The 24,734-nt window shown below is 70.4% G+C and carries 23 protein-coding genes; 5 read left to right on the top strand and 18 right to left on the bottom strand.

What is annotated here, in order from left to right; translation table 11 throughout:
- Positions 1-8: 8 nt before the first annotated feature.
- From ACYVK3_RS13955 to ACYVK3_RS13925, 7 genes are all read right to left on the bottom strand, one after another.
- The gene (locus ACYVK3_RS13955) at positions 9-941 is read right to left on the bottom strand and encodes a copper transporter (RefSeq protein WP_460497937.1); all 933 of its coding nucleotides are present in this window, start codon (positions 939-941) and stop codon (positions 9-11) included.
- Positions 938-2,134, bottom strand: a complete 1,197-nt coding sequence (gene steA / locus ACYVK3_RS13950) for a putative cytokinetic ring protein SteA (protein WP_460497936.1) — start codon at positions 2,132-2,134, stop codon at positions 938-940. Before steA ends, ACYVK3_RS13955 begins: the two co-directional genes overlap by 4 nt.
- 98 nt (positions 2,135-2,232) lie before the next feature.
- Complete coding sequence (recN, locus tag ACYVK3_RS13945) at positions 2,233-3,969, bottom strand: DNA repair protein RecN (RefSeq protein ID WP_460497935.1); 1,737 nt, start codon at positions 3,967-3,969, stop codon at positions 2,233-2,235.
- A 38-nt stretch (positions 3,970-4,007) separates the two neighbouring features.
- The gene (locus ACYVK3_RS13940) at positions 4,008-4,901 is read right to left on the bottom strand and encodes a diacylglycerol kinase catalytic domain-containing protein (protein WP_460497934.1); all 894 of its coding nucleotides are present in this window, start codon (positions 4,899-4,901) and stop codon (positions 4,008-4,010) included.
- Between the two features lie 18 nt (positions 4,902-4,919).
- The gene (locus tag ACYVK3_RS13935) at positions 4,920-5,705 is read right to left on the bottom strand and encodes a TlyA family RNA methyltransferase (RefSeq protein ID WP_460497933.1); all 786 of its coding nucleotides are present in this window, start codon (positions 5,703-5,705) and stop codon (positions 4,920-4,922) included.
- Positions 5,706-5,729: 24 nt separating this feature from the next.
- Positions 5,730-5,927, bottom strand: a complete 198-nt coding sequence (locus ACYVK3_RS13930) for a hypothetical protein (protein ID WP_460497932.1) — start codon at positions 5,925-5,927, stop codon at positions 5,730-5,732.
- The gene (locus ACYVK3_RS13925; protein ID WP_460497931.1) at positions 5,924-6,352 is read right to left on the bottom strand and encodes a hypothetical protein; all 429 of its coding nucleotides are present in this window, start codon (positions 6,350-6,352) and stop codon (positions 5,924-5,926) included. The genes ACYVK3_RS13930 and ACYVK3_RS13925 overlap by 4 nt, the downstream gene beginning before the upstream one ends.
- Positions 6,353-6,515: 163 nt before the next feature.
- On the opposite strand from ACYVK3_RS13925, the gene ACYVK3_RS13920 reads away from it, so the two are divergent.
- Together ACYVK3_RS13920 and ACYVK3_RS13915 are read left to right on the top strand one after the other, a co-directional pair.
- On the top strand, positions 6,516-6,854 hold the full coding sequence (locus ACYVK3_RS13920) for an SCP2 sterol-binding domain-containing protein (RefSeq protein WP_460497930.1): 339 nt from the start codon (positions 6,516-6,518) through the stop codon (positions 6,852-6,854).
- Between the two features lie 202 nt (positions 6,855-7,056).
- Complete coding sequence (locus ACYVK3_RS13915; RefSeq protein WP_460497929.1) at positions 7,057-7,404, top strand: SCP2 sterol-binding domain-containing protein; 348 nt, start codon at positions 7,057-7,059, stop codon at positions 7,402-7,404.
- A gap of 51 nt (positions 7,405-7,455) precedes the next feature.
- Here ACYVK3_RS13915 and ACYVK3_RS13910 read toward each other — a convergent pair whose 3' ends face one another.
- The 8 genes from ACYVK3_RS13910 to ACYVK3_RS13875 form a co-directional block, all read right to left on the bottom strand.
- Positions 7,456-8,487: an HAD-IIA family hydrolase gene (locus ACYVK3_RS13910; protein ID WP_460497928.1), complete on the bottom strand. Its 1,032-nt coding sequence runs from the start codon at positions 8,485-8,487 to the stop codon at positions 7,456-7,458.
- Positions 8,462-9,316, bottom strand: coding sequence for a tetratricopeptide repeat protein (locus ACYVK3_RS13905; RefSeq protein WP_460497927.1), 855 nt, complete (start codon positions 9,314-9,316; stop codon positions 8,462-8,464). The genes ACYVK3_RS13910 and ACYVK3_RS13905 overlap by 26 nt, the downstream gene beginning before the upstream one ends.
- Before the next feature lie 1,066 nt (positions 9,317-10,382).
- Positions 10,383-11,639 (bottom strand): tyrosine--tRNA ligase, encoded by a 1,257-nt coding sequence (tyrS, locus tag ACYVK3_RS13900; protein WP_460497926.1) that lies wholly within the window; start codon positions 11,637-11,639, stop codon positions 10,383-10,385.
- Positions 11,640-11,799: 160 nt separating this feature from the next.
- Positions 11,800-13,650: an RNB domain-containing ribonuclease gene (locus ACYVK3_RS13895; RefSeq protein WP_460497925.1), complete on the bottom strand. Its 1,851-nt coding sequence runs from the start codon at positions 13,648-13,650 to the stop codon at positions 11,800-11,802.
- Positions 13,651-13,706: 56 nt separating this feature from the next.
- Positions 13,707-14,426: a cupin domain-containing protein gene (locus ACYVK3_RS13890; RefSeq protein WP_460497923.1), complete on the bottom strand. Its 720-nt coding sequence runs from the start codon at positions 14,424-14,426 to the stop codon at positions 13,707-13,709.
- Between the two features lie 2 nt (positions 14,427-14,428).
- Positions 14,429-15,343 carry a DUF6807 domain-containing protein gene (locus ACYVK3_RS13885; protein WP_460497922.1) on the bottom strand — a complete coding sequence of 305 codons (915 nt, stop codon included), beginning with the start codon at positions 15,341-15,343 and terminating at the stop codon, positions 14,429-14,431.
- 44 nt (positions 15,344-15,387) lie between these two features.
- Entirely contained in the window at positions 15,388-16,485 is a 1,098-nt protein-coding gene (locus ACYVK3_RS13880) for a Gfo/Idh/MocA family protein (protein WP_460497921.1), read from the bottom strand.
- 54 nt (positions 16,486-16,539) lie between these two features.
- Positions 16,540-18,849 carry a beta-glucosidase family protein gene (locus ACYVK3_RS13875; RefSeq protein ID WP_460497920.1) on the bottom strand — a complete coding sequence of 770 codons (2,310 nt, stop codon included), beginning with the start codon at positions 18,847-18,849 and terminating at the stop codon, positions 16,540-16,542.
- A 272-nt stretch (positions 18,850-19,121) separates the two neighbouring features.
- Between ACYVK3_RS13875 and ACYVK3_RS13870 the strand changes: the two genes are divergently transcribed.
- Positions 19,122-20,150, top strand: coding sequence for a LacI family DNA-binding transcriptional regulator (locus ACYVK3_RS13870; protein WP_460497919.1), 1,029 nt, complete (start codon positions 19,122-19,124; stop codon positions 20,148-20,150).
- On the opposite strand, the gene bioB is transcribed toward ACYVK3_RS13870, so the two are convergent.
- Positions 20,147-21,250, bottom strand: coding sequence for a biotin synthase BioB (gene bioB / locus ACYVK3_RS13865; protein ID WP_460497918.1), 1,104 nt, complete (start codon positions 21,248-21,250; stop codon positions 20,147-20,149). The two genes, ACYVK3_RS13870 and bioB, sit on opposite strands and share 4 nt — an antisense overlap.
- Positions 21,251-21,471: 221 nt before the next feature.
- Between bioB and ACYVK3_RS13860 the strand changes: the two genes are divergently transcribed.
- Entirely contained in the window at positions 21,472-22,419 is a 948-nt protein-coding gene (locus ACYVK3_RS13860) for an NlpC/P60 family protein (protein ID WP_460497917.1), read from the top strand.
- Here the strand turns inward: ACYVK3_RS13860 and ACYVK3_RS13855 are convergent.
- A complete protein-coding gene (locus ACYVK3_RS13855) occupies positions 22,379-23,416 on the bottom strand; it encodes a TerC family protein (protein WP_460497916.1) in 1,038 nt (345 codons plus the stop codon). The two genes, ACYVK3_RS13860 and ACYVK3_RS13855, sit on opposite strands and share 41 nt — an antisense overlap.
- 271 nt (positions 23,417-23,687) lie before the next feature.
- Here ACYVK3_RS13855 and ACYVK3_RS13850 point away from each other — a divergent pair, with 271 nt between their 5' ends.
- A complete protein-coding gene (locus ACYVK3_RS13850) occupies positions 23,688-23,978 on the top strand; it encodes an antibiotic biosynthesis monooxygenase family protein (RefSeq protein ID WP_460497915.1) in 291 nt (96 codons plus the stop codon).
- 27 nt (positions 23,979-24,005) lie between these two features.
- On the opposite strand, the gene ACYVK3_RS13845 is transcribed toward ACYVK3_RS13850, so the two are convergent.
- The gene (locus tag ACYVK3_RS13845; protein ID WP_460497914.1) at positions 24,006-24,701 is read right to left on the bottom strand and encodes a hypothetical protein; all 696 of its coding nucleotides are present in this window, start codon (positions 24,699-24,701) and stop codon (positions 24,006-24,008) included.
- Positions 24,702-24,734: the final 33 nt, after the last annotated feature.

The raw sequence follows: 24,734 nt of genomic DNA, 5'->3' as shown, positions 1-24,734 counted from the left end.
GCGGAATCCTAGGCCGCTTCCGGGAGCAGGCCTTCAGCGCCCTCCCCGGTGCCGAGGTGGTGCACCGTCCCCTCGGTGATGAGGTCGGACAGGGAGACGACGGCCGCGATCTGTCCCTGCGGCGTGTTGGCGTTGTCGACCGTGGAGATCGTGACCTCGGTGTCCTCGCCGCGAAGCACGGCGATCGGATTGCCGTCGCCGGCAGAGGAGGTCGTGGCGTAGACGGTGGGGTCGTCGGCGGCGAAGGCGCTCGCGATGCTGACCACGCCCTCGTTGCGCTCCTCGGCTTCGGAGTCGGTGGCGGTCGCCGAACCGAGGACGAGGACGGCCTCGGCGGCGCCGGTGGGCTCTTCCTCGACGGTGAGCATGCCGAGCTCTTCGAGGCCGGTGGTGACGGTGGTGATGTCGGCCGGAGTGACCTCGACGGGCTGGCCTTGCGAGCTGCCGGTGGTGACGGCGGCCAGGACGGTGCTCATGGCCTCGACGCCGTCGTAGGTCACGGGTGCCTCGATGGTGTCGGGGGTGACGGTGTCGACGAGGTTGGCGAGCGCGCCGTTGTTGGCCGGGTCGAGGTAGTCGTCGAGGAGGCTGATCTGCCCGGCGCTGGCCGCGCCCCCGTAGTCGAGCATCTGGTGGACGGACTCGACGACCTGGGTTTCGACGCCGGGCAGGACCACGACGAGGACCGGCCGGTCGGTGAGCATGCCGTCGAGGTAGGACGGGGCGATCTCGGAGGCGAACGACTGGTCGTCGTTGAGCTCTTCCTCCAGCTTCTCGATCTCCTCGCGCAGCGCGTTGTTGCTGTCCCGCAGGCTCTGGCTGTTGGCTTCGAGCACGGCCAGCGCCGGCTCGTTGAGGGCGGCGGTGCCGAGGATGAGGCCGACGGTGAGCGCCAGGAAGACCGCGGTGAGCGAGACGAGGTGGTACCGGAAGTTGATCACGAGAAGAGCCTTTGGATTTGGAAGAGCAGACCGTCCCACCAGTCGGCGATGACGTCGATGAAGGATCGTCCGACGGTGGAGATGGCGATGGCGGTCGCCATGGCGGCGAGGGCGGACACGATGAGCAGCAGGAGCGCCGAGATCGACATGTCCTGCCGGTAGAGGCGCGAGACGCCCTTGGCGTCGACGAGCTTGCCGCCGACGCGCAGACGGGTGAGGAACGTCGAAGCCATGCCGCCGCGCCCCTTGTCGAGGAATTCGACCATGGTGACGTGGGTGCCGACCGCGCAGATGAGCGAGGCGCCCTTCTCGTCGGCCATGAGCATGGCGATGTCCTCGGAGGTGGCGGCCGCGGGGAACGGGATGGCGGGCACGCCGAGTTTGTGCATGCGCTCCATGCCGGGGGCTCGTCCGTCGGCGTAGGCGTGCACGACGATTTCCGCGCCGCAGCGCAGGGCGTCGTCGGAGACCGAGTCCATGTCGCCGACGATCATGTCGGGCGTGTAGCCGGCCTCCAAGAGGGCGTCCGCACCGCCGTCGACGCCGACCAGGACGGGCTTGAACTCGCGGATGTAGGGGCGGAGGACGTCGATGTCCTCCTTGTAGTTGTAGCCGCGGATGACGATGAGGGCGTGGCGGCCGTTGAAGTCGGTCTTGACGTCGGGCACGCCGACGCCGTCGAGCAGGAGGTCCCGCTCGCGCTTGAGGTACTCCATGGTGTTGGCGGCGAACGCCTCCAACTGGACGGACAGGCCCTCGCGGGCGGCCTCCATGTCGGCGGCGACGCTCTCGGCGGTCTGGAGCGTGCCTGCGCCGATCTCCTCGTCGCCGAGGAGGATCCGGTTGCCGTCGACCGCCACGCTCCGACCCTCGCGGACCCGGTCGAAGATCTCGTCGCCGACGTCGTCGATGAGGACGATGCCGCCATTGATGAGAACCTCGGGGCCGAGGTTCGGGTAGCGACCGGAGATCGATTTGGAGGCGTTGACGACGACGGCCACGCCGGTGCCGACGAGCGAGTCGGCGGCGACCCGGTCGAGGTCGACGTGGTCGATTATGGCGACGTCGCCGGGTTCGAGGCGGCCGCACAACCGCTTCGTCCGGCGGTCGAGTCGGGCGGTGCCGACCAGCCGGTCGTCCCCGGGGGACGACTCCGGGTTACGGCCGGGCAAACGCAAGCTAGGTACACGCATCGTGCATCATCATGCCACTCGTCTTCCATCACGAGGCAGCGGCGCGCCCTCTGAGCGAGATCGGGCGGGGTAAATTCCGCCCGACGAGCCGAGGAGCGCTATGCCTTCATTTTCGCGGCTTCCGCCAGCAGTTCTTCGGCGTGGGCGACGCCCAGGTGGGAATCGGGCATTCCGGCGAGCATGCGAGCAAGCTCACGTGCCCGCTCGGCGTCGTCGACGACGCGGACGCCCGAGACGGTGACGGCCCCCGAGGTGTCCTTGCTGACGACCAGGTGGCGGTCGGCGAACGCCGCGACCTGTGGCAGGTGGGTGACGACGAGGACCTGATAGCGGCGGGCGAGCTTGGCCAGGCAGCGGCCGATCTCGACGGCGGCGCGGCCGCCGACGCCGGCGTCGACCTCGTCGAAGACGAGCACGGGCGGCCCGCCGATCTCCGCGAAGACCACTTCGATGGCGAGCATCACACGGGAGAGCTCGCCGCCGGAGGCGCCTTTGTGCAGCGCGGCGGGCACCGCGCCGGGGTGCGGCCGCAGGAGCAGCTCGACCTCATCGGCGCCGTCCTCGTTCGCGCCCGAGATCGCGGTCTCGATGACGAGGTCGACACCGCCTCGGCCGGCCGGGCGCGGCTGGACCGAGGCCGTGACCGAGGCATGCGGCATGGCCAGGCCCTTGAGCTCGGCCGAGACGGCATCGGAGAAGCGCTCGGCGGCGGCCAGGCGCGAGGCGCGCACCTGCGCGGCGAGATCGCCGGCGCGCGCCGACAGTTCGCCGTGGCGGGTCTCGAGTTCGGAGACCCGCTCATCGGAGACATCGAGCTCGCCGAGGCGTTTGCGGGCGTGCTCCGCCCAGGCGAGCACGCCCGGCAGGTCTTCGGCGTACTTGCGGTAGAGCGACTTCAGGGCCGCTTGGCGGCCGTAGATCTCCTCGAGTCGGGTCGGGTCGGCGTCGAGCTCGTCAAGGTAGCTGGAGAGGTCGACGGCGGCCTCCGACAGGAGCGCGCCCGCCTCCGACAGACGCTCGGCGAACTCGGCGAGCTTCGGGTCGTCGGCGGCGTCGTGCTCGAGGGCGCGGGCGGCGGCGCCGACGGTGTCGGACGCTCCCCCGTCACCGGTGGTCGGGTCCCCGGTGATCGCCGCGTGCGCGGTGGCGGCGGCCTGGCGAAGCGTCTCGGCGTTCTGCAGGCGCCGGGCCTCCTCGGCGAGCTCGCCGTCCTCGCCTTCCTGCGGGTCGACGGCGGTGATCTCCTCAAGCCCCAGGCGCAGCATGTCGGCCTCGCGGGCCATGTCGCGGGCGCTGGTGCGCAGGCGCGACAGCTCGGCGGCGCATTCGCCCAGTTCGGTGTAGGCGGCCTTGTAAGCGTCGAGGAGCTTGCCGTGATCGGCGCCGGCGAAGCGGTCGAGCGCGGCCCGCTGCTCGGCGGGCTGAAGCAGCCGCATCTGATCGGACTGGCCGTGGACCGAGATGGCCAGCTCGCCGAGTTCCGCGAGCACGCCGACGGGCGCGGCCCTGCCGCCGACCCAGGCCCGCGAGCGGCCCTCGGCCGACACGGACCTCGACAGCAGCAGCTCGCCGTCCTCGAGTTCGGCGCCGGCCTCGATCGCCCGTTCGCGCAGTTCGAGAGCGCCCTCACCCACCATGAAGCGGCCCTCCACAAGGGCCTTCGCAGTGCCGATGGGGGCGCGGGAGGCGCGGCCCCCGAAAAGGAGGCCGAGACCGGCGACGACCATGGTCTTCCCAGCGCCGGTCTCGCCGGTGATGCAGGTGAGGCCGGGAGCGAGCGGAAGCGTGGCATCGGCGATTACGCCCAGGTTCTGGATCCGAAGCTCGTCCAACACGTTCCCGAGCCTATCCGGTCGATCCGACACGCGCTGCCTTACATGCGGCCGTGACGCCAACCGTCTACGGGCAGAGAGAGTTTCGAGACCAGACGCGATGCGAAGGAGCGCGCGGACATGCGTACGAGCTTCACCGGCCGGGAAGATCGGCGGATCGTCACCGTCGCGCCGGCGGTCAAGCGCGTGATCTCCTTGCCGTCGGCGATAAGCGCCCCGGCCGTGCCGACCGACTCGACGCCGATGCGGATCTCCGAGGAGGAGTTGACGACCATCGGCTTGGCGAACACGGCGTGCGCGTTCATCGGGACGACCACGAGCGCGTCCACATCGGGCCACACCACCGGGCCGCCGGCCGACATGGCGTGCGCGGTCGAACCGGTCGGCGAGGCGCACAGCACGCCGTCGCAGCCGTAGCGGGAGATGCGGGCGCCGTCGATCTCGATGAAGAGCTCCAGCATGCGGGCCGGCTCGGCCTTCTCGACGGCGATGTCGTTGAACGCCCAGGAGGAGGCGCGCTCGCCGTCCGCGAGGGTCGCCTCGACCTCGAGTGTGGTGCGCTCCTCGACGGAGTACTCGCCGTCGAGCAGGTGCTGGACGACGGTCTCGAGTTCGCCGGTCTCGGCCTCGGCGAGGAAGCCGACCTTGCCGAAGTTCACGCCGAGCAGCGGAATGTCCGCCTCGGCGGCCATCTTCGCCGAGCGCAGGACCGTGCCGTCGCCGCCGAGGGCGAGCACGATGTCGGCCGCGCCGCTGCAGTCGTCGTCGGGGACCAGGATCGCGTCGGGACGGCACAGCGAGCGCACCTCACCGGACATGATCCGCGCGGCGACCCCGGCTTCCCGGAGGGCGGCGGCGATCTTCTCGGCGAGTTCGGCCACGTCCTTGCGCAGCGGGTGCGTCACCACCAGGACACGACTCGGCTTCTGCTGCACTCGGCTCGACCGCCTTCTCTACTCGGACGCCACGGCTTCGACGACGGCGCCATGGGCCAACGTATCCGCGCCGTGTCGCATACGGCAGAAGAACTCTACATTCCCCTTGGGGCCGGCCAGGGGGCTCGGGACCACGGCTGTGGTCCCCCACCCGAGTTCGCCGGCCGCGCGCACGACCTTCCAGACCGCCTCGGCCCGCTGAAGCGGATCGGTGACGACGCCGCCCGCACCGACTTGTCCCTTGCCGACCTCGAACTGGGGCTTCACCATCGGCAGCATCGTGCCGCTCGGGGCGGTGCAGGCCGCCAGCGCGGGCAGCACGAGCTCGAGCGAGATGAACGACAGGTCGCCGACGGTCAGGTCGACCGGGCCGCCGAGCTGCTCGGGCGTCAGGTGGCGGACGTTGGTGCGGTCGTGGACCCGCACCCGCTCGTCGGTCTGGAGCTTCCAGGCCAGCTGCCCGTAGCCGACGTCGACCGCGCGGACCTCGGCCGCGCCGCGGCGCAGCAGGACGTCCGTGAAGCCGCCGGTGGAGGCCCCGGCGTCGAGGCAGCGCATGCCGGTCGGATCGACGCCGAACGCGTCGAGCGCGCCGATGAGCTTGTGGGCGCCGCGCGAGACGTAGTCGTCGAGGTCGCCGACGAGGCGGATCGAGTCGTCGCCGGTGACACCAGTGGCGGCCTTCGTGGCGGGGATGCCGCGCAGGTGGATGCGACCGGCCGCGATCAATTCGCGGGCGTGCTCGCGGGAGCGGGCGATCTTGCGGCGGACGAGTTCGACGTCGAGTCGTTTGCGGGCGGGCATGCGGCGGCGGCGGTCTCTCTCGGTTCAGGCGTCGTCGACGTCGCTGAGGATGTCCGAGAGGCGCTGCTGGACGCCCTCGAAGACGGCGACGTGGTCGGTCACGGCCAGGTCGGGCAGCGTCTCGAGCTGCCCGAGGGCGGTCTCGACCTCCTGCTCGACCTCTTCGGCGTCGCCGCCGCTCAGTCTCGCCGACAGGTTCGCCGGCGTCGGCGCGTCGCTCATGGGCGCTCGTCGCCGCTCGGCTCGCCGGTGGACGGCATTGGGACTTCGGCGGGTTCGGCCGCGACCGGCGCGGGGGTCCTGGCGGCGCGGGCCTCCGCTTCGGCCAGGCGCATCCGCAGGTCCCGGATCTCCTCCTCGGAGTGCTCGAGGCGGAGGTTGATGTCGTCGAGGTCGGCCTGGGTGGCGACGCCGAGGCGCGTGAGGCCGGCGTCGACCTCGGCGCGGACGAGGCGGCCGATGTCGGTGACGGTGCGCGAGCCCTGGCTGCGGAACTGCTCGGCGCCCGACCGGACGTCGGTGCGGAGCCGCTCGGCGCCGGACCGGAGGTCTTCTCGAACCCTCCCGGCGAATTCGCGGGCTCGCTGGCCGGAGTCCCCGGCCATGCTGAAGACGGTGTCGAAGTAGCCGCGAGTGGTGTCTGACATGGCGCTACTCCCTCCTACTCTGATGGTGGGGGTCCGGACGTGCCATTGCAACGGTACTGCCAAGTTACCTGAGGCGGGCCGCCGCGCCGGAGCTCTACCGGCCGGTAACCTTCTGGTGGGGCGCACTGCCGCGTCCTCGCTCGATTTCGAACAGGAGGGCACCATGGCCACCGTCGACGAATGCCGGACCGCTTTGGAGCAGTTCGCCGCCAATCTCGCCTCGAACCCGAAGTCCGTACGCAAGCTGACCGGTTTCCAGCGGACGCTGGCGTGCGACATCACCGACTTGGACGTGTCCTTCCACGGAAGGTTCGACGGCGGCAAGTTGGTCGACATCACCGACGGGGACGAGCCGGACGCGCAGATCCGCATGATCACGTCCTCGGACGACCTGGTGAAGCTGGTCGACGGCGAACTGGACTTCATGAAGGCGTTCCAGTCCGGGCGCGTGAAGATCAAGGCGAACATGATGGACCTGATGAAGCTGCGCGGGGTGCTCTAGACCGTTCCGCGTCGACCGCCGAGCCGGCCGCCGCATGGCGTGCCGGCTCGGTCCGTCCTGTCCTCATTGGCCCGGTGCCGATCGTCACCCTCCGTCGTCGGATTGTTGACTCCCGGTCGGGCGCAAGGGCTTACCGCGCACGTTGTAATCTTCTGCCAGCCGAGCCCATCGCGCTGAAACTGAACTAACTCGGGAGGACCGTATGGCCACTGTTGACGAATGCCGCAACGTACTGGAGAAGCTGGCGGGCAAGGTCGCCAAGAAGTCGGGCGACTTCGACGGACTTGACGGGTTCGAACGCACGCTGGCCTGCGATATCACCGATCTCGACACGTCGTTCAACGCGAAGATCTCGGGCGGCAAGCTCACCGATCTCATGGACGGGGACAACCCGGACGCCGAGGTCCGCGTCTCGGTCGCCTCGGACGACCTCGTCGCGCTCTCGAAGAAGGAGCTCAAGCCCGCCAAGGCGTTCCTGACCGGCAAGATCAAGGTCAAGGCGAGCGTCAAGGACCTCGCGAAGCTGCGCAAGGCCCTCAAGGTCGACTAGCGAGCAATGCGATTCGAGCCCGGGCCCGCCCTTCGCGGCCCGGGCTCTTCGCTATTTCAGGAGCTTCTCGGCGGCCGGGCCGAGCGGCTTCGGCGGGCTGGACGGGTCGCACTGGCGCATGTCGGTTGCGGCCCAAGTCAGCTCGCAGAGCGCACGCCACCCGTCCAATTCGGCGCCTTCGCCGCTGAGCGTGACGCCGCCACCGTCGAGGGCCGCCGTCCAGCCGCCGCACTCGGCGCGGTCGACCTCCTCGTTCCATTGCGGCTCGAGGTGGGTCTCGGTCAGTGCCGCGAGGCTCCAGCCGAGGTAGTCGGGCCGCTGCTCGGGCGGGAGCGTCAGCGCGTCACGCGGTGAGCAGACGCCGGTGAACACCAACAGCGAGTCGATGCCGGCGCGGTTGGCGCCCGCGATGTCCGAGTCGGGGCGGTCGCCGACCATGATCGCGCGACCGCCCGGCTTGCGGGACAGGGCGGCTTCGTAGATCGGCTGTTCGGGCTTGCCGGCGACGAGGTCGGGCCCGCGCCCGAGCGCGGTGGCGACGGCATGGGCGAGCGCACCCATGCCGGGCAGCGGACCGTCGGGGGTCGGCAGGGTGGCGTCGAGGTTGGCTACGGCCCAGAACGCGCCCTGGCGGGCCGCGATCGTCACCGCGGCGAGGTCGCGCCAGGTGGTGTCGGGGGTGTACCCGAACGCCACGGCCTCGGCCTCGCGCGGCTCCTCGGTGAGGGCGAGACCTTCGGCCTGCACGGCGGCGCGCAGCGCCGGAGAGCCGGTCGACAGGACGGTGCCGCCCTCGCCGATGTGCTGGACGATGGCGGAGGCCACCACCTGCGCGGAGGTGAGCACCTCACTCGCCTCGGCCGGGATGTCCATGCCGCGCAGGGCTTCGGCGACGGTCTCGGGGCTGCGCGAGGCGTTGTTCGTGACGAACACCGGCCGGCAGCGCAGGCCCGGGAGCGCGCCGACGGTTGCGGCGGCCTCGGGGATCGGCTGATGGAGCAGGTAGACGACGCCGTCGAGGTCGAGCAGCGCCAGATCGTATGCGGCGGCGAGCGCCTCAGTCGCGGCGTTCAGTCGCGTCATCGGACTCCTTCGGGGCGGGGATGGCGTCTCCCTCGTCTTCTTCCACGTCCTCGTCATCTTCGTCGAGGTCGTCTTCTTCGTGTTCGTCCCGGTCGCTGTCGAACTCCTCGTCGAGTTCGTCTTCGAGCTCGTCGAAGTCGACGCCTTCGAGTTCGAGCAGGCGCTCGGCGGCGCCGGTCTCCCCCGTGACGTCGGCGGCGACGGCCTTGGAGAGCCACTCGCGGGCCTCGTCCGGGCGCCCGTCGGCCAGCAGGCCTTCGGCGTAGGCGTAGCGCAGGCGCGCGACCCATGGCTCGGTCTTCGGGGAGTTGAGGGCGGCGACCTTGAGCATCGCGGTGGCGGCCTCGCCCATGCCCATGTCCCGGCGGGCGCCGGAGGCGACGATGAGCAGTTCGACGCGGACCTCGGGGTCGATGCTCTTGTCCTCCCCGAATTCGCGGTAGAGGTCGATGGCGCGGTCAGGATGGCCGGCGGCGCGCTCGCAGTCGGCGATCATCGCGACGTGGTCGCGGGTCCCGCCGAGCCGCTGGGCGGCGCGGAGCTCGTTCATGGCCAGCTGCCATTCGCCCGCGCCATAGGCGGCGACACCGGTGACCTCGCGGACGATGGCGACGCGGGAGGCCTTTCGGCGGGCGTAGCGGGCCTGTTCGAGGGCGCCTTCGATGTCGTCCTCTGCCAGGAGCGCGGCCGCGGCGATGAGCCGGTTGCCGACGGCCTCGGCGAGCTGCTTGTTCAGGCTGCGCAGGCCGGCCTTCGTCTCCTTGTCGAGCTGGTCGAAGCCATACTCGATGCCCTCGGGGAGGTCGGGGGCCTGCTCGCTCTCGCCCATGCGGATCGGTCCTTCATGGCCCGCCTCGCGCTCCTCGAGCGGACGCAGGGAGTCCTTGCCGCGGCGGGGCCTGCCGTCGCGGCCGATCTCGTCTCGGGAGCGGGCCCGGTCGTCGCGCCTTGGGCGGTCGTCGCGCCGGGGGCGGTCGTCGCGCCTTGGGCGGTCGTCGCCGCCCCGGTAGCCACCGCTCCGGCCGCCGCGGTCGTCGTTGTAGCGCTTGGGACGGTCATCGCCGTCACGGCGGGGACGGTCGTCGCGGTTGTAGCGCGGACGGTCGTCGCGGCGGTCGAACTGGCGACGGTCACCGCGGTCGTCACGATCCCGGTTGGAGCGGTCGTCCCGGTTCTCGTACCGCCTGGGACGGTCATCACGGTTGTCATAACGGCGAGGACGGTCGTCGCCGCCACGATAGCCACCGCTCCGGCCACCACGGTCGTCGCCGCCACGGTAACCACCGCTCCGGCCACCACGGTCATCGCCACCCCGGTAACCACCACTCCGGCCGCCGCGGTCGTCGCCGCCACGGTAACCACCACTCCGGCCACCACGGTCATCGCCACCCCGGTAACCACCACTCCGGCCACCACGGTCGTCGTTGTAGCGCTTGGGACGGTCGTCGCGGCGGTCGAACTGGCGACGGTCACCGCGGTCGTCGCGATCTCGGCTGGGGCGATCGTCCCGGTTCTCGTACCGCCTGGGACGGTCATCACGGTTGTCATAACGGCGAGGACGATCGTCGCCCCCCCGGTAACCACCGCTCCGGCCACCACGGTCGTCGTTGTAGCGCTTGGGACGGTCATCGCCGTCACGGCGGGGACGGTCGTCGTACCGGCCGCGTCCATCGCCGCTGCGAGGACGGTCGTCGCGGTTGTAGCCGCGATTCGGGCGCCCCTCGCGGTCGCCGGACCGACGCTCGCCGCCACGACCCTGCCGGTCGCCGCCCTCCTGGCGTCCGTAGCCGCCGGGGCCACCCCGTCGGTCGTCTTCGCCCCTGCGGGCGCGGCCCTCGTCAGCCACGTCGTCCTCCCCCTATGTTCACTTCGGCAAAACCAATCAAGTGTATGCCTCAGGCGAAGACTTCCACTCCGGCGACGGTCTTTTTTCCGCGCCGGATCACTGCGTAGCGGCCGTGCAGCAGGTCAGCGGGGTCGATCGCCGCGGCAGGGTCGGTCACGCGGACGTTGTTGACGTACGCACCGCCCTCCTTGGCGGCCCGGCGGGCCTCGCCGAGGCTGGCGACGACGCCGGACTCCTTCATCGCCTCGGCGACGGTCACCTCGGGCTTGTGGATCTCGGCCAGCCCGGCCTCGACCAGCGCGGCGCGCAGCGTCGGCTCGGGCAGCTCACCGAGCTCACCGCGCCCGAACAGGGCCTGAGACGCGGCGATGACGTGCCCGGTCTCGTCCGCGCCGTGGAGCAGCGTGGTGAGCTCCTCGGCCAGCGCCCTCTGGGCGAGACGGGCGGCGGGCTTTTCGGCAGTGGCCTGTGCCAATTCCTCGATCTCCTCGTGGCTCTTGAACGAGAAGTACTTCAGGAAGTTGACGATGTCGCGGTCATCGACGTTGTACCAGTACTGGTAGAACGCGTACGGGCTGGTGAGCTCGCCGTCGAGCCAGATGGCACCGCCGGCCGTCTTGCCGAACTTGGTCCCGTCCGCCTTGGTGACCAATGGGGTCACGAAGGCGTGGACCTGCTCTCCGGCGCGGCGCCGAAGGAAATCGACCCCGGCGGTGATGTTGCCCCACTGGTCCGATCCTCCGAACTGGAGAGTACATCCGTGGCGGCGGTGAAGCTCGAAGAAGTCGTTCGACTGGAGCAGCTGGTAGGAGAACTCGGTGAATGAGATGCCCGACTCCAACCGGGCCTTGACGACCTCCCGAGCGAGCATCTTCGAGACCGGGAAGTGCTTGCCGACATCGCGCAGGAAGTCGATCACATTGAGCTCGCCGGTCCAGTCGAGGTTGTTGACCGCGACTGCGGCGTTCTCGCCGTCGTAGGTCACGAACGGAGCCAGCTGCGCGCGGATCTTCTCGACCCATCCGGCGACGACTTCCGGCGGGTTCAGGACGCGCTCACTCGTCTCGCGGGGGTCCCCGATCTGGCCCGTGGCGCCGCCGACGAGCAGCAGCGGCCGCAACCCGGCCCGCTGGAGCCTACGGGCGGTGAGCACCTGCATGAGGTGGCCGTGGTGCAGACTCGCCGCAGTCGGGTCGAATCCGACGTAGAACGTCACCTGTCCCGAGTCCAGGTGCTCGCGCAGAGCGTCGAGGTCGGTCGAGTCTTGGATGAGGCCGCGCCATGCGAAGTCGTCGAGAATATGCACGTCCCCATTGTGCCTTAGCGCCCATACCGAATTTTTCGTCGTCGGCTCCCCGACCGGGCGGCCCGCTCGATCGTCGTGGCCTCTGTCCGCGCGCGGCGAGGTCCGGTACCGCTTCGCACTCGACATGTCCGACCTGCCGCGACGAGGCGCTGATTCGCGGTCAGCCGCCTTCCGCGCTCATGGTCCCTCTCATGCGGATCGCGGCCTCGATGTGCACGCGCGTGGCCTCGGCGGCGGCATGCTTGGCGGCCTGCTTGGTCGGGCCGGTGCCCTTGGCGGCGACACGGACGCCGCTGGCATCGAGCTTGGCCGAGGCCTCGCAGGTGAAGAGCCGTTCGTGCGAAGGGCCTTCGGCCTGGAACTCCCATTGGAGGCCGCGGACGACGCCGCGGGCGGCGTAGATCTGGACGGCTTCGACCGGGTTGAGGTCCGGGTCGACGAGGACCGTTCTGGGCCGTTCGCTCGCGGTCGGGACGGGCGCGTCGTCGCCTGAGACGTCGGGCAACTCGGCGAGCGCCGCGGCGAGGGCGAGCGCGGCATGGTTGCGAGCGTCCTTCTTGGTGCGCTGCGTGCGTTCGGGCGAGCGGCGTGCCTCGCCGTTGAAGCGGATCTCGAGGGTGGCGGTGAAGGCGGGCGCGCCGACGCCGCCGGCCGGCCGCAGCTCCCAGATCATGTTCTCCGGCCCGATGGGGCCGCCGAGGCGGTCCTGGAGGTACTTGTTGACCAGCGAGATCGCCTGGTGCGGTTCCTTGGCCAGGCGCCGGTTCAGGCGGCCCCGGAGCGGGGCGAAGCCGTCGGCCTTGGCGTAGAAGTAGATCTCGCCGAACTCGCGCAGCTGAAGTTCCTCTGCTTTGAAGCGGCGTTCGGCGTCGTCGGCGAGCCCGGCGGGGGCCTCGCCGCGTTCGACGGCGACGCGCAAGACCTTCGCGAACTCCGGGTAGGTCAGGGCGGCGAAGTCGGCCTGTTCGAGACGCCGCTCGGCTTCCTCCTTGGCGCGTTTGCGGAAGTGCTCGGAGACGAGTTCGCGTTCTTCGGCGATGCGCCGATTGAGCTCCTCGGCCAGCGCGGCGAGTTCCTCGGGCGTGTACGGGCTCGGCTCTCCGGCGACGGCGGCCAGGAGGATCCGCTGCGTGACCAGGTCGGGGTAGCGGCGGATCGGGCTGGTCGCGTGGGTGTAGACGGGCAGCTGGAGGCCGTGGTGGCCGTGGACGGTGGGCCCGTAGGTGGCGGAGCGGGCGACCATGCGCATGCGGGAGCGGAGCATTTCGAACGCGGCGGTGTCGGCCGTGGCGGCGACGGCGTCGAGCTCCTCGCGCAGTTCGGCCGGGTCGCCGGCGACGGCGGCGAGCCGGTGGTTGCGGAACAGGATCGGCAGGTCCCGCCCGGCGGCCCAGGCCGCGATCTGCGCGTTGGCGGCGACCATGAACTCCTGGACGATGATGTAGCCGGAGTTGCGCTCGGCGGTCTGGAGCCGCACGAGATGGCCCTCTTCGTCGGTGGCGAAGCCGCTGAGCAGGTCGTAGAAGGCGAGGGCGCCGGTGGCGCGTCGGGCGGCGAGCGTGGTCTGGGCGAAGCGCAGGGCGAGGGCGAGCGTCGAGTGGAGCGGGTGGGCCGGGTCGGCGGCGGCTTCGGCGGCCTGCCCGTGGGTGAGCGCCCAGGAGCGGGTCAGGCGGCCGGGCCCGAGCTCGACGTCGAGGACGCGTCCTTCGGCGTCGACGTGGAGGTGGACGGCGAAGGTCTCGTTGACGCGGCCCGCTTCCAGGGAGGCGAGGTCCTCGACGGGCTTGGGCAGCATGCGCTTGGTGTGGTCGGCGCGATAGCGGGTGTGGACCCGGTTGCGTGCCTCCAGGTCGGCGCGGCGTCCGGTCGGGACGTGGTCGGCGACGCGGGCGATGTGGACCCAGACGTCGTAGCCGTCGCCGCGTGGTTCGATCCAGATGGCGTCGTCGCGGTCGACGGTGGTCTCGGCGTCGATCATCACGCCGGTCTCGGCTGGGCTGTAGTCGGCCAACTGCGCTCCTTCGGTGTCCAGCGACGATGGTAGTCGCCGCCGGACACCGAGTGTGATCACGGGCGCAGGTCCCACGCCTCCAGTCGTCCGCACATGCCCCAGCGGCGCGCCGGCGTGCCCGCGTCGGAGACGTGCGCGTCGCACAGGTGCGTCGCGTCTGCCGCGGCCAGCGCGGTCAGGTGGGCGCCGGTCGCGTCGGCCTGTGCCTTCGGCCCGGCCTCCCAGAGCCCGCGCCAGGTGTCGACGCGCCCGGACACGAGTGCGGCGGCGGAGGCCCACAGTGGCTCCATCGCGGACGCGCCTTGGGACTTGACCCGTTCGCGCAGTTCCAGGTAGCCCTCCACGGCGAGGTCGCGGCGGCGGCGTGCGGCCGCCTCGCGTTCGACGTCGGTGAGCCCTTCGGCGGCGGGCGCGCCGGTGACGGCGGCGTAGGCTTCGGGGTCGCCGAGCGTGTCGGGCGGAACGGTGAGGACGGCGTCCCCGGCTTCGGGGATGCCGGCGTTCTGCATGACGACGGTGACCTCGAGGTCGCCCGAGCCGTTGATGAGCCGGTGGACCGTCCCGGGTGTGAACCACAGGATGGTGCCGCGGGCGAGCTCGCGGCGTTCGAAGCCGTCGCGAGAGAGCGTCTCGACCGCGCCCGTGCCGCGCGTGACCACATAGCCCTCGGTGGAGGCGGTGTGGAGGTGCGGCGAGCCGCCGGCCTGGTCGTCGACGGTCGGCCAGTCGTAGACGGTGACGATGGAGACGGCGGTGCCGCCGGGGAAGCCGCTCATGGCTATCCCAGTTTGGCGAGTTCGGCGCTCGCGGTCTCGGCGGCCTTGGCCGCGCCTTCGACGCCGGTGTCGCCGTTGCAGACGGCGACGGCGTGGCGCAGCGTGACGGTCTGGCCCGGTTCCATCGGCAGCTCGGTGTCGAAGAACGGGGCCGGGCAGACCGCGGCGAACGGCGTCGATCGCACGAACCACTTGACGGGCGCGCCGGGGTTCTCGGCGTGGTCGGTGAAGACGAGCGTGGAGGCGGCGCTGGTCTCGTCGTGCTGGCCGCGGAAGGCGAGCCAGTCGCCGCGCACGCCCATCAGCTCGTCGCCGCCCTCGCCGTCGGCGGTGTAGACCCGGCCGTCGGTGAAGGAGCGGGGGCCGCGCCAGAAGAATCCGCCGTAGCCGGCGTTCTCGCGGCCCTCCGTGGTGGGGCTGCCCATGACGACGACCTGGTCGGTGTCGTTGGTGAACGCGGTGGAGAAGGACATCACCCAGGTGTCGTCGGAGGTGACGGTGGCGGCGAAGGAGCGCTGCTCGCTGAAGAAGTGCCGCCCGTCCTCGGTGATCCACTCCAGGTCCTCGTCGGCGCGGACCGTCTCGCCCTCGGTCTGGAGTGCGGTGAACCGCCGGTGTTCCATCGAGCCGTCGTTCTTCTCGTCGACGTAGCCCTTGCCGCGCCGAAAGGTGCGACCGCCCCAGAAGTTCTCGGGGCCGGCGTTCGGCAGCGACAGCGCGATGCCCTTGTGCCAGACGTGGTCGTGCGGCCGGTAGAGGCTCACCCGGTGGCCGGCGAGGTCGCGGATCGGCTCGAAGTAGGGCCGGGGCGACTCGAACTGGTCGTTGTCGGGACGGTAGACGTAGCGCAGGAGCTCGAGCTCGCCGTGGGTGATCGAGAGTTCCTTGTCCTGGACGTCGTTGAGTTGCAGCGTCATCGGTGTTCTCTCCGGTTGGTCTGGTGTTCGGAAGCTCGGGATCGTCACTTGCGGTCCGGCCAAGGAGTGCCGGTGCCGTCCATGCGTTGATAGTACGGAGAGGTCGGGTCGATGTCGCCGGCTCGGACGGGCCTGCCGGTGAACGCCGAGGCGTACATCGCGGTGATGAGTTCGAGGGTGCGGCGGGCGTCCTCGGCGGTGACCGGCGGCGCGGCCTTCTTGTCGAGCGCGTCGGCGACGGCGGCGAACTGGGCGCCGTGGCCTGAGGGGACGCCGCGCGGTTTGGAGTACCAGGCCTGCATGACCTCTTCGACGTGCTCCTCGAGCGGACTGACGGTCCAGTGCTGCTCGCCGTAGCCGTAGAGGTGGTCCAGCTCGACGGTGGCGCAGTCGAAGTCGAGGCGGATCTGGGAGGTCTCACGGGGGCTCAGCAGGGAGTTGGTGATCGAGACGCTCGCGCCGTTCTCCAGGGTGACGATGGCGTGCGAGACGTCCTCGGTGTTGGTGGCCCTGCGGTGCCGGTGCGCGGTGGCGACGACCTCGGACCAGGGACCGACCATCGACAGGAGCGTGTCGATCTGGTGGATGCCGTGGCCCATCGTGGGTCCACCGCCCTCGGTCTCCCAGCGGCCGCGCCATTCGACCGCGAAGTACTCCTCGGGGCGGTACCAGAGCGTGTCGCACTTGGCGACGGCGAGGGAGCCGAGCACGCCGGAGGCCATCATGTTGCGCACGCGCTGGGCGGCCGAGCCGAAGCGGTGCTGGGAGATCACGGCGAAGTCCCCGTCCGAGACGGCTGCGGCGGCCGCGATGCGGTCGAACTCGGCGAGGCTCAGCGCCGGGGGCTTCTCGCAGACGACGCCGACGCCGGCCTTGAGTGCGGTCACGGCGCCGTCGGCGTGGACGCCGGGCGGGCTGCACAGGTCCACCAGGTCGAGTTCCTCGGCGGCGAGGAGTTCCTCGAGGGAGGCGTAGCCGCGCTCGAGGCCGAACTTGGCGGTGAACGCCTCCAGGCGCTCGGCGTCGGGGTCGACCGCGGCGACCAGTTCGATGCGGTCGGCGACGTGCGCGCGGAGATTCTCCGCGTGGAGGTGGGCGATGCCGCCGGTGCCGACGATCGCGAGGCGGTAGGTGGAGGACACAGCAGAGCTCCTCTATGAGTCTTGTGTAAGCGTTTTCTTGCCATCTAGAGCATACTAACGGACTGTGGCCTCGGTCTCCAGGCGGCGGGTCCCGGGCTCGAGGCGGCGCGCCTCGGTCACCTCGACCGACACGGTCCCGGCGATGTCGGCCGCCGACCGCGCCAGGCGCAGTTCGAGCGTCCCGGCCTCGACGATCCACTGCTCGTCGACGCCGATGAGCGCGGCCAGGTCGACGGGCATGGCGAAGCGCACCTCGCGGGCCTCGCCCGGTGCGAGCCGGAGTTTCGTGAAGCCCACCAGCCGCTGCACGGGCCGTACGGTGGAGGCCACGGGGTCGTGAAGGTACAGCTGCACGACCTCGACGCCGGAGCGATCGCCGGAGTTGCTCACCTCGACGGCCACCTCGACGACGCCGTCGGGGCCGACCTCGGGCTCGGAGAGCAGTCGGGGCTCGCCCCAGGTGAACTCGGTGTACGAAAGGCCGTGCCCGAACTGGAACAGCGGGGTCGGATCCACCGAGGAGACCTCGCTGCGCCGCGCCAGTTTGGGCGTCAGGTAGGTCGCCGAAGGCGAGTCGGGCCGCGCCGGGATGCCGACGGGGAGCCGGCCCTCGGGATCGGTCGCGCCGGTGAGCACCTCGCTGATCGCGACGGCGCCGTTCTCACCGGGCAGGAACGCCTGCACGATCGCGGCCGCCCCCTCGGCGGCCGCGCCGAGCGCGTACGGGCGGCCGGAGATCACCACGACCACGGTGGGCGTGCCGGTGGCGATGACGGCCTCGAGCAGTTCGGTCTGGCGTCCGGGCAGGGCGTGCGAGGGCGCGTCGCAGCCCTCGCCGGAGGTGCCCTTTCCGAACATCCCCGCCCGATCGCCGACGGCGACGAGCGCCAACTCGGCGCGGGCGGCGGCGTGGACCGCGGCCTCGATGTCGACGTTCTCGGCGTCGAGGACGGTGCCTCCCGCGGCGTGCTCGATCTCCGTGCCGGGCAGATCGGCGCGGAGCCGCTCGAGGAGGGTCGGGACCTCGATGCCCATGTCGATGTACGGGTAGCGGTCGTCGGGGCCGCGCGACTCGGCGTCGGGACGGGCGTGGTGATTCGGGAAGGAGTAGCAGCCGAGCATGACGGCCTTGTCGTCGGCCACCGGCCCGACGACCGCGATCCGCTGCGGCGTCCGGAGCGGCAGGACCCCCTCGTTCGACAGCAGCACGATCGAGCGGCGGGCGACCTCGGCGGCCAGCTCGCGTCCTTCGGGCGGGTCGAGGTCGATCTCGGTGGGCGGCTCGAGCTGATCGTCGAGCAGTCCCAGCTCGATCTTCTGCGTCAGGACGCGCTCGGCGGCGCGGTCGACGACGTCCTCCTCGAGGGTGCCGGAGCGCACCGCCTGGAGGAGGGGATCGCCGTAGCAGTCCATTTGGGGCAGTTCCACGTCGACGCCGGCCGACAGCGACAGGCGCGCCGCTTCGGCGCGGTCGGCGGCGACGCCGTGCAGTGAGTTGAGGAAGTTGACACCGAAGTAGTCGCCGACGACGGTGCCCTCGAAGCCCCACTCCTCGCGGAGGATGCCGGTGACCAGGCGGTGGTTGGCGTGGGAGGGGACGCCGTCATTGGCCGCGTAGGAGGGCATGACGGACTTGGCGCGGCCGATGCGCACGGCCATTTCGAAGGGCGTCAGATAGGTCTCGGCGAACTGCCGCTGCCCCATGTAGACCGGTCCGAAGTTGCGGCCCGCGAGCGAGGCGGAGTACCCGGCGAAGTGCTTGAGGGTGGCCACGATGCCGGCTTCCTGCATGCCCACGACGTAAGCGGTGCCGACCGCGCCGGTGAGATAGGGGTCTTCGCCGATGGTCTCCTCCGTGCGGCCCCAGCGGGAGTCGGAGACGACGTCGAGGACCGGCGCGAGACCCTGGTGAATGCCGAGGCCCCGCATGGTCGAGCCGATCTGGTGGGACATCGCGCGCACCAGCTCCGGATCGAAGGTCGCGCCCCAGGCCAGCGCCGTGGGAAAGACGGTGGCACCATAGGCCATGAGACCGGCGAGGCACTCATCGTGGACGAGCGCGGGGATGCCGAACCTGCTGGATTCCCTGATGTGCCGCTGGCGGGCCGCGAGACGGGCGGCACCCTCGACCGGATCGACCGCCGCCGATCCGAAGGGGCGGGTCAACTGGCCGATCCCGTGCGCGATGACCTCGGCGTCGGAGACGGCCGTGTTCTGCTCGCTCTGGTGGGGCGCCATGTCCCCGGCGTCCGTGTCGACGCCACGCCACAGGCTCGCCAATTGCGCGCATTTCTCCTCGAGCGTCATCCGCTTGACGAGCCCGGCCGCGCGCTCGGCCGCCTCTTGGGGGGTGTCGGTGTCCATGCCACTCCACTCAACGACCCGCATGGTGCTACCTTGGGGGGCTACTCCGGGCCGATAGTTTCTGAAAATTTTCTGATCGATTTCGATGCAGATTTGGACACCATAACATTGATTACGCGGGAGTTCTAGCGCTTGCCAGCGCTTGAAATCCGCAGTTTTCGCGTTGAACAGGGCAGGACCGCTCCGAAAGTTTCGGGCGGTCCAGGGAGGGTCCGGGCCTCGCTATAGGATGTCGGCGACTACCTTGGAAGGTACCGACCACGGGAGGACCCTTGACTGAAGCCGAACACGGGCGCGTCACGATCCGTGCCATAGCCGATGAGGCCGGCGTCAGCGTGCCCACGGTCTCCCGCGTCATCAACGGCCGATCCGACGTCGCCCCCGAGACGCGCAAGCGCGTCGAGGAGCTGCTGACCGAGCGCGGTTACCAGCGCCGCCGCTCCACGCGCTCGGCCAACCGCAACGCGCGACTGGTCGACCTCGTCTTCAACGAGCTCGACAGCCCCTGGGCCGTCGAGATCATCAGAGGCGTCGAAGACGCGGCCCACTCCGCGGGGGTCGGCACCGTCGTCTCCGCGGTCCACCGCCGCCGCGCCTCCACCGAGCAGTGGCTGGACAACCTGCGCACGCGCGCCTCCGACGGCGTCATCCTGGTGGTCTCCCAATTGTCCTCCCCCATTCTGGAGCAGCTGCGGCACCTGCGCGTGCCGATGGTCGTGCTCGATCCGGCCGGTGGACCGACGATGGACGCGCCCACCATCGGGGCCACCAACTGGGCCGGCGGCCTGGCCGCCACCGAGCACCTCATCGAGTTGGGCCATCGGCGCATCGGATTCGTCCACGGCCCCAAGCAGGTCTTGTGTTCCAGAGCCCGCTTCGACGGCTACCGCGCCGCCCTGGAGGCCGCCGACATCCCGTTCGACCCGGCGCTGGTATACAACGGCGACTTCTACCACCAGTCCGGCTTCGACGCCGCCAAGGAGCTGCTCGGTCTCAACGACGCGCCCACGGCGATCTTCGCGTCCTCCGACCAGATGGCGTTCGGGGCCTATGAGGCGATCCGGCAGCGCGGGATGCGCATTCCCGAGCACGTCAGCGTGGTCGGCTTCGACGATCTGCCCGAGTCGCGCTGGACCTCCCCGCCGCTGACGACGGTGCGCCAGCCGCTCTCGGAGATGGGTTCGCTGGCCGCGCGCACGGTGCTCGACATGGCCGCCGGCAACGACGTCGACTCGCCGAGGCTGGAGCTGGCCACCGAGATGGTGGCGCGGGAGTCGACCGCTCCCCCTGGCCGAAGCTAGGCGTTCGGCGCCTGGTCGGTGCCCGCGCCGCGGCGGCGGACCTTGACCGCCTCGCGCACCGGCTCGGGCCGGTCGAGGGCGCCGCGGGCGTCGCCGTGATCGGGCGCCTCGTCCAGGCCGAGCGGCACCATGCCGGCGTCGGCGATGAGCGCCAGGTCGTCCTTCGCGGCCTGTCCTTCGCTGGTGAGGTAGTCGCCGAGGAAGATCGAGTTGACGATCTGGAGCGCCAAGGCCTGCATGTGCCGCAGGTGGACCTCGCGTCCGGCGGCGAGCCTGACCTCGGCGGCCGGGTTGGCGAGCCGCACCATGGCGAGGATGCGCAGGCACCGGCGCGGATCGAGCTCCCAGGTCCCTTCGAGCGGGGTCCCGTCGAACGGCAGCAGGAAGTTCACCGGGATCGAGTCGGAGCCGATCTCGCGCAGGCCCAGCGCGACCGACACCAGGTCGGCGTCGGACTCCCCCATGCCCGCGATGAGCCCCGAGCACGGCGACATGCCGGCCTCGCGGGCCGAGTTGACCGTGTCGACCCGGTCGGCGAAGGTGTGCGTCGAGCAGATCTCGGCGTACGTCTCCTCCGAGGTGTTCAGGTTGTGGTTGTAGGCGTCGGCGCCGAGCTCGGCGAGCCGAGAGGCCTGGCCGTCGCCCAGCAGTCCCAGGCAGGCGCAGACTTCCACGCCCGGGCTGGCGTTCTTGACCGCGGCGATGGTCTTGCCGACCCGCTCGACGTCCATATCGGTGGGTCCCCGCCCGCTGGCGACCAGGCACACCCGCGAGGCGCCGCCCGCCACGCCCGCGGCGGCCTGCCCGGCGGCCTCCTCAGGGGACAGCCACGTGTACTTGAGCACCTCGGCCTTCGAGCCGAGCCGCTGCGAGCAGTAGTTGCAGTCCTCGGGGCACAGTCCGCTCTTGAGGTTGACGAGGTAGTTGAGCTTGACTCGATTCCCGAAGTGCCGGAAGCGAAGCCGGGCGGCGGCGGCCACCACGTCCATCAGCTCGGCGTCCGTGCTGGCCAGGACCGCTTCGAGGTCGGCGGCGGCCGGAGACGCCCCGGCGTCGGCGGCGGCTGCGAGGCGGTCGAGAGCGGCGGTGACTGCTGGCATGGCAAGATCCTGCCATATCCGCGCCGGCGGTGTTCTCCGGCCGCTTTGGCGGCCGCCGCGCCGATGCTCCCGCGAAGGACTCCGTGAGGCCGAGCCCTCCCGTTCCCCGCCGTCTTGCTACATTGGTGAGTCGGTGCTGCGAAGAACGCGGCGGGCTGGTGGAGATCCCCCTGCTCGCGTCTTGACAAGTCAACCGTCCGACCATTCCGGAGAGAACCAACGTGCCGATCGCACCAGGACAACCGGCGTTGATCGCCGTGGCAGTCGCCACCCTCTGGGCCGGGTCCTCGGCCCCCGGCCCCGACGACCGGCTGGCGCTCGGCGTCCCGTCGGCCATCAGGGAGTGGGTGGCCCGGCTGACCAGCGACGTGCGCGCCCACGGACTCAAGGGCCGCGCCCGCACCCAGTGCCTCTTGGGCACCGAGGTCCACGTCGAACGCATCGAGGACCGCTGGGCCGAGGTCGTCTGCCCCGCACAGGAGACGTCCGGTTGGGTGCCGCTCGACCAGCTCGTGAATCCGGCCGAGGGCGATGCCAAGGGCCCCGAGCACCTCGTCAGCGCCACGGCCACGGCCATCCGCGATGAGCCCGGGGGCGACGTCGCGATTCCCGGCGTGACGCTCGGGACACGGCTGCGCGTGGTCGGCCCCGGTTACCGCGGGTGGCTGCCGGTGGCGCTCCCGGGTCCGCAGCAGCCCGGGTGGGTGCCGCAGCGCGACCTGAGCTCCGAGCCGATCGGACTCCGCGAGGACGGGCCGCCGGCCACCACGATGATCGCCGGCGGCCTGGACGCGGTGAAGCTCGCGCAGCAGCTGCTGGAGGTTCCTTACCTGCACGGCGGCATCAGCGCCTACGGGATCGACGCGCCCGGCCTGGTGTGGATCGTCTACCGCCAGTTGGGCATGGAGACGCCCCGGTTCAACGAGAAGCTCATCGAGACCGGCGAGCAGATCGAGTTCGACTCCGTGCTGCCAGGCGACCTCGTGTTCCTCGAGCACGGCGGCGACCCGCGCACGCCGGCCATCGTGGCCGAGCGCGGGCGGGCCGACCTCCCCGAGGTGATCTTCTCCTCGCCGGTCTACGGCAAGGTCGTTATGGAGTCCATCAAGGACTCCGAACTCGGTCAGATCACTGCTTGCCGGCGCTTGCCGTCTCGGGCTCCGGCGTAGTCGACGACTCGGCGAACAGCTCCGCCCACGTGCGTCCCTGACGGCGCAGCATGATCCAGTTGGCGCACACCACCGCCGACAGCACGGCGGCGATGAAGCCCAGTGACAGCCACGTCGGGATGTGCGGCAGGTGGAGCGGCTCGCCCGAGTTGATGAACGGCAGCCGGTTCTCGATCAGGCCCTCGAAGACGAGCTTGACACCGATCCAGCCGAGGATGGTGGCCAGGCCCAGCGCCAGGAATTGCAGGTGGCGCAGCAGCGCCGCGAGCAGGAAGTAGAGCTGGCGCAGGCCGAACAGTGCGAAGATCGTGGCCGTCCACACCAGGTACGGCTCCTGCGTGAGCCCGAAGATCGCCGGGATCGAGTCGAGCGCGAACAGGATGTCGGTGGAGCCGATGGCGAGCATCGCCAGCAGCAGCGGCGTCACGAAGCGGCGGCCGTCGACGCGGGTGAGCAGGTGGCCGCCGTGGAAGTCGGGCGTGACGCGCAGCCGGGACTGGGCCCAGCGCATGAAGCGGCTCGGCTCGTACTCCTCTTCTTCGCCGCTGCCGCGCAACAGCCCCCAGGCGGTCCAGATGAGGATCGCGCCGAAGATCAGGAACACCCAGCTGAACCGCGCGATCAGCAGCGCTCCGAAGCCGATGAAGACGCTTCGCAGGACGATCGACAGGACGATGCCGACCAGCAGGACGCGCGACTGGAGCGCGTCGGGCACGCGGAAGGCCTGGATGATCAGGAGGAAGACGAAGAGGTTGTCGACCGAGAGCGCCTTCTCGGTGAGGAAGCCCGCGAGGAACTCACCGCCGAAGGTGGCTCCTTGGGTCAAGAAGATCACTCCGGCGAAGACGAAGGCCGAGGCGATGTAGACGCTGGACCAGATGGCCGCTTCGCGCATGCTGGGACGGTGGGGGTTCCTGATGGCGTGCGTGAGATCCAGGATGACCACGGCCGCCAAGACCGCGATGGTGAGGACCCAGACCCATGCTGGGAGTTCCAATGTGTTGCCTTCCTTGTTGATGGAGGGTCACATGGTCTCTCCCGATCCGGCCGGATCAGCGCCACCGGAGACCGACTGCGGTCTCGTGTATTGACGACGACGCTAACAACGCTACAGAACGCTGCGGGATACTCCCCATATACCAATTTTGGTTCGCCGGGGCTAATTATGCACGCGGTAACCCGACATGTCATCAGTCGGGTATGTGACTTGTCTCTCGACCGTATGTCGGAAATCGAGTAGGGTCAAGCGCCCGTGCGAGGCTCCGGTCGTGGTTCTCGAAGTCGCAGAAATCAACGTCATCCCCGGCCAGGAGGCCGCCTTCGCCGAAGCGTACCGCGCGGCCAGGGAGTTCGTCGCCGTCTCTCCGGGCCTGCGCTCGATGCGCATGACCCAGGGCGTGGAGTCGCCGAGCCGGTTCGTGCTCCTCATCGAGTGGGATTCGGTGGAGGCCCATGAGCAGGGCTTCCGCGAGACCGACCGCTTCGGGAAGTGGCGCGAGGCCATCGGCCCGTACTTCGCGAAGGCACCCGTGGTGGAGCACTTCGGCGACGTCGAATAGCCGAACGGCAGCGAAGACTGTCACGGCTCAGTCGCGCAGCCCGTCGGGCAGTGTGCCGAGGCCCGCGAGCAGCTCGAGCCGCTCGGATTCGGACAGCGCCTCGTAGATCGGCGCGTCCCTCCGGTCGGTCTCGTCCTCGATGCGCTGCCGCAGCGGACCGTCGGCGAGCTCACGGAGCTTCTCCACGGTGAGGCCCTCGGCCGTCCAGGCGGCGCGGTGCGCGTCGCCCCGGTGGTGGCGCAGCGCTCCGAGGCGCGAGATCAGGCGCAGCGCCTCCGAGCCTTCCGGCGGCTCGAACGGCGGGGCCATCGCCGCGAACGCCGGCCCGCCCGTGGCGGCCCCGGCCTCCAAGAGCCTGCCGACGAGCGCGTTCAGCCGCGGCAGCGCCCCCAGACCCGGCATCGTCGCGATCGGGCGCGCCGACCACAGCCGCTCGGCGGCCTCGCCGACCGCCCGCTGGACCGCCAGCGCCGCTGAGCGTCCCGCGTCCGTCAGGTGCCACTCGCCGTCGACGCGGGCGAGCGTCCCCCGCTCATGGCCCCGGTTGCCGTCGGCGAGCATGTACACCGTCGTGGCCGCGAACGCTTCATCGCTCATAGGGCGCGCGAGCAGCCCGAAATTGAAGTTGTTCTCGAACCCCGGCTCGAGTCCCGACTCGTCGTAGATCACTCGCACCCGCGGTCGCGCCGCCACGCGGGCCGAGATGTATACGCGGTCGATCACCGGCCGCACGGCACGTTCGAAGCCCGTCATCGC

It is taken from the genome of Glycomyces tarimensis, from assembly GCF_054776215.1.
The sequence above is the reverse complement of the archived record's forward strand: the minus strand, read 5'-3'. Positions and strand labels throughout refer to the sequence as shown.

Bases quoted from the DNA above. Each gene is read 5' to 3' on its own strand.
- steA (WP_460497936.1), bottom strand. From the start codon at position 2,134: ATGCGTGTACCTAGCTTGCGTTTGCCCGGCCGTAACCCGGAGTCGTCC.
- ACYVK3_RS13935 (WP_460497933.1), bottom strand. From the start codon at position 5,705: ATGCCCGCCCGCAAACGACTCGACGTCGAACTCGTCCGCCGCAAGATC.
- ACYVK3_RS13930 (WP_460497932.1), bottom strand. From the start codon at position 5,927: ATGAGCGACGCGCCGACGCCGGCGAACCTGTCGGCGAGACTGAGCGGC.
- ACYVK3_RS13925 (WP_460497931.1), bottom strand. From the start codon at position 6,352: ATGTCAGACACCACTCGCGGCTACTTCGACACCGTCTTCAGCATGGCC.
- ACYVK3_RS13920 (WP_460497930.1), top strand. From the start codon at position 6,516: ATGGCCACCGTCGACGAATGCCGGACCGCTTTGGAGCAGTTCGCCGCC.
- ACYVK3_RS13915 (WP_460497929.1), top strand. From the start codon at position 7,057: ATGGCCACTGTTGACGAATGCCGCAACGTACTGGAGAAGCTGGCGGGC.
- ACYVK3_RS13910 (WP_460497928.1), bottom strand. From the start codon at position 8,487: ATGACGCGACTGAACGCCGCGACTGAGGCGCTCGCCGCCGCATACGAT.
- ACYVK3_RS13905 (WP_460497927.1), bottom strand. From the start codon at position 9,316: ATGGGCGAGAGCGAGCAGGCCCCCGACCTCCCCGAGGGCATCGAGTAT.
- ACYVK3_RS13890 (WP_460497923.1), bottom strand. From the start codon at position 14,426: ATGAGCGGCTTCCCCGGCGGCACCGCCGTCTCCATCGTCACCGTCTAC.
- ACYVK3_RS13885 (WP_460497922.1), bottom strand. From the start codon at position 15,343: ATGACGCTGCAACTCAACGACGTCCAGGACAAGGAACTCTCGATCACC.
- ACYVK3_RS13875 (WP_460497920.1), bottom strand. From the start codon at position 18,849: ATGGACACCGACACCCCCCAAGAGGCGGCCGAGCGCGCGGCCGGGCTC.
- bioB (WP_460497918.1), bottom strand. From the start codon at position 21,250: ATGCCAGCAGTCACCGCCGCTCTCGACCGCCTCGCAGCCGCCGCCGAC.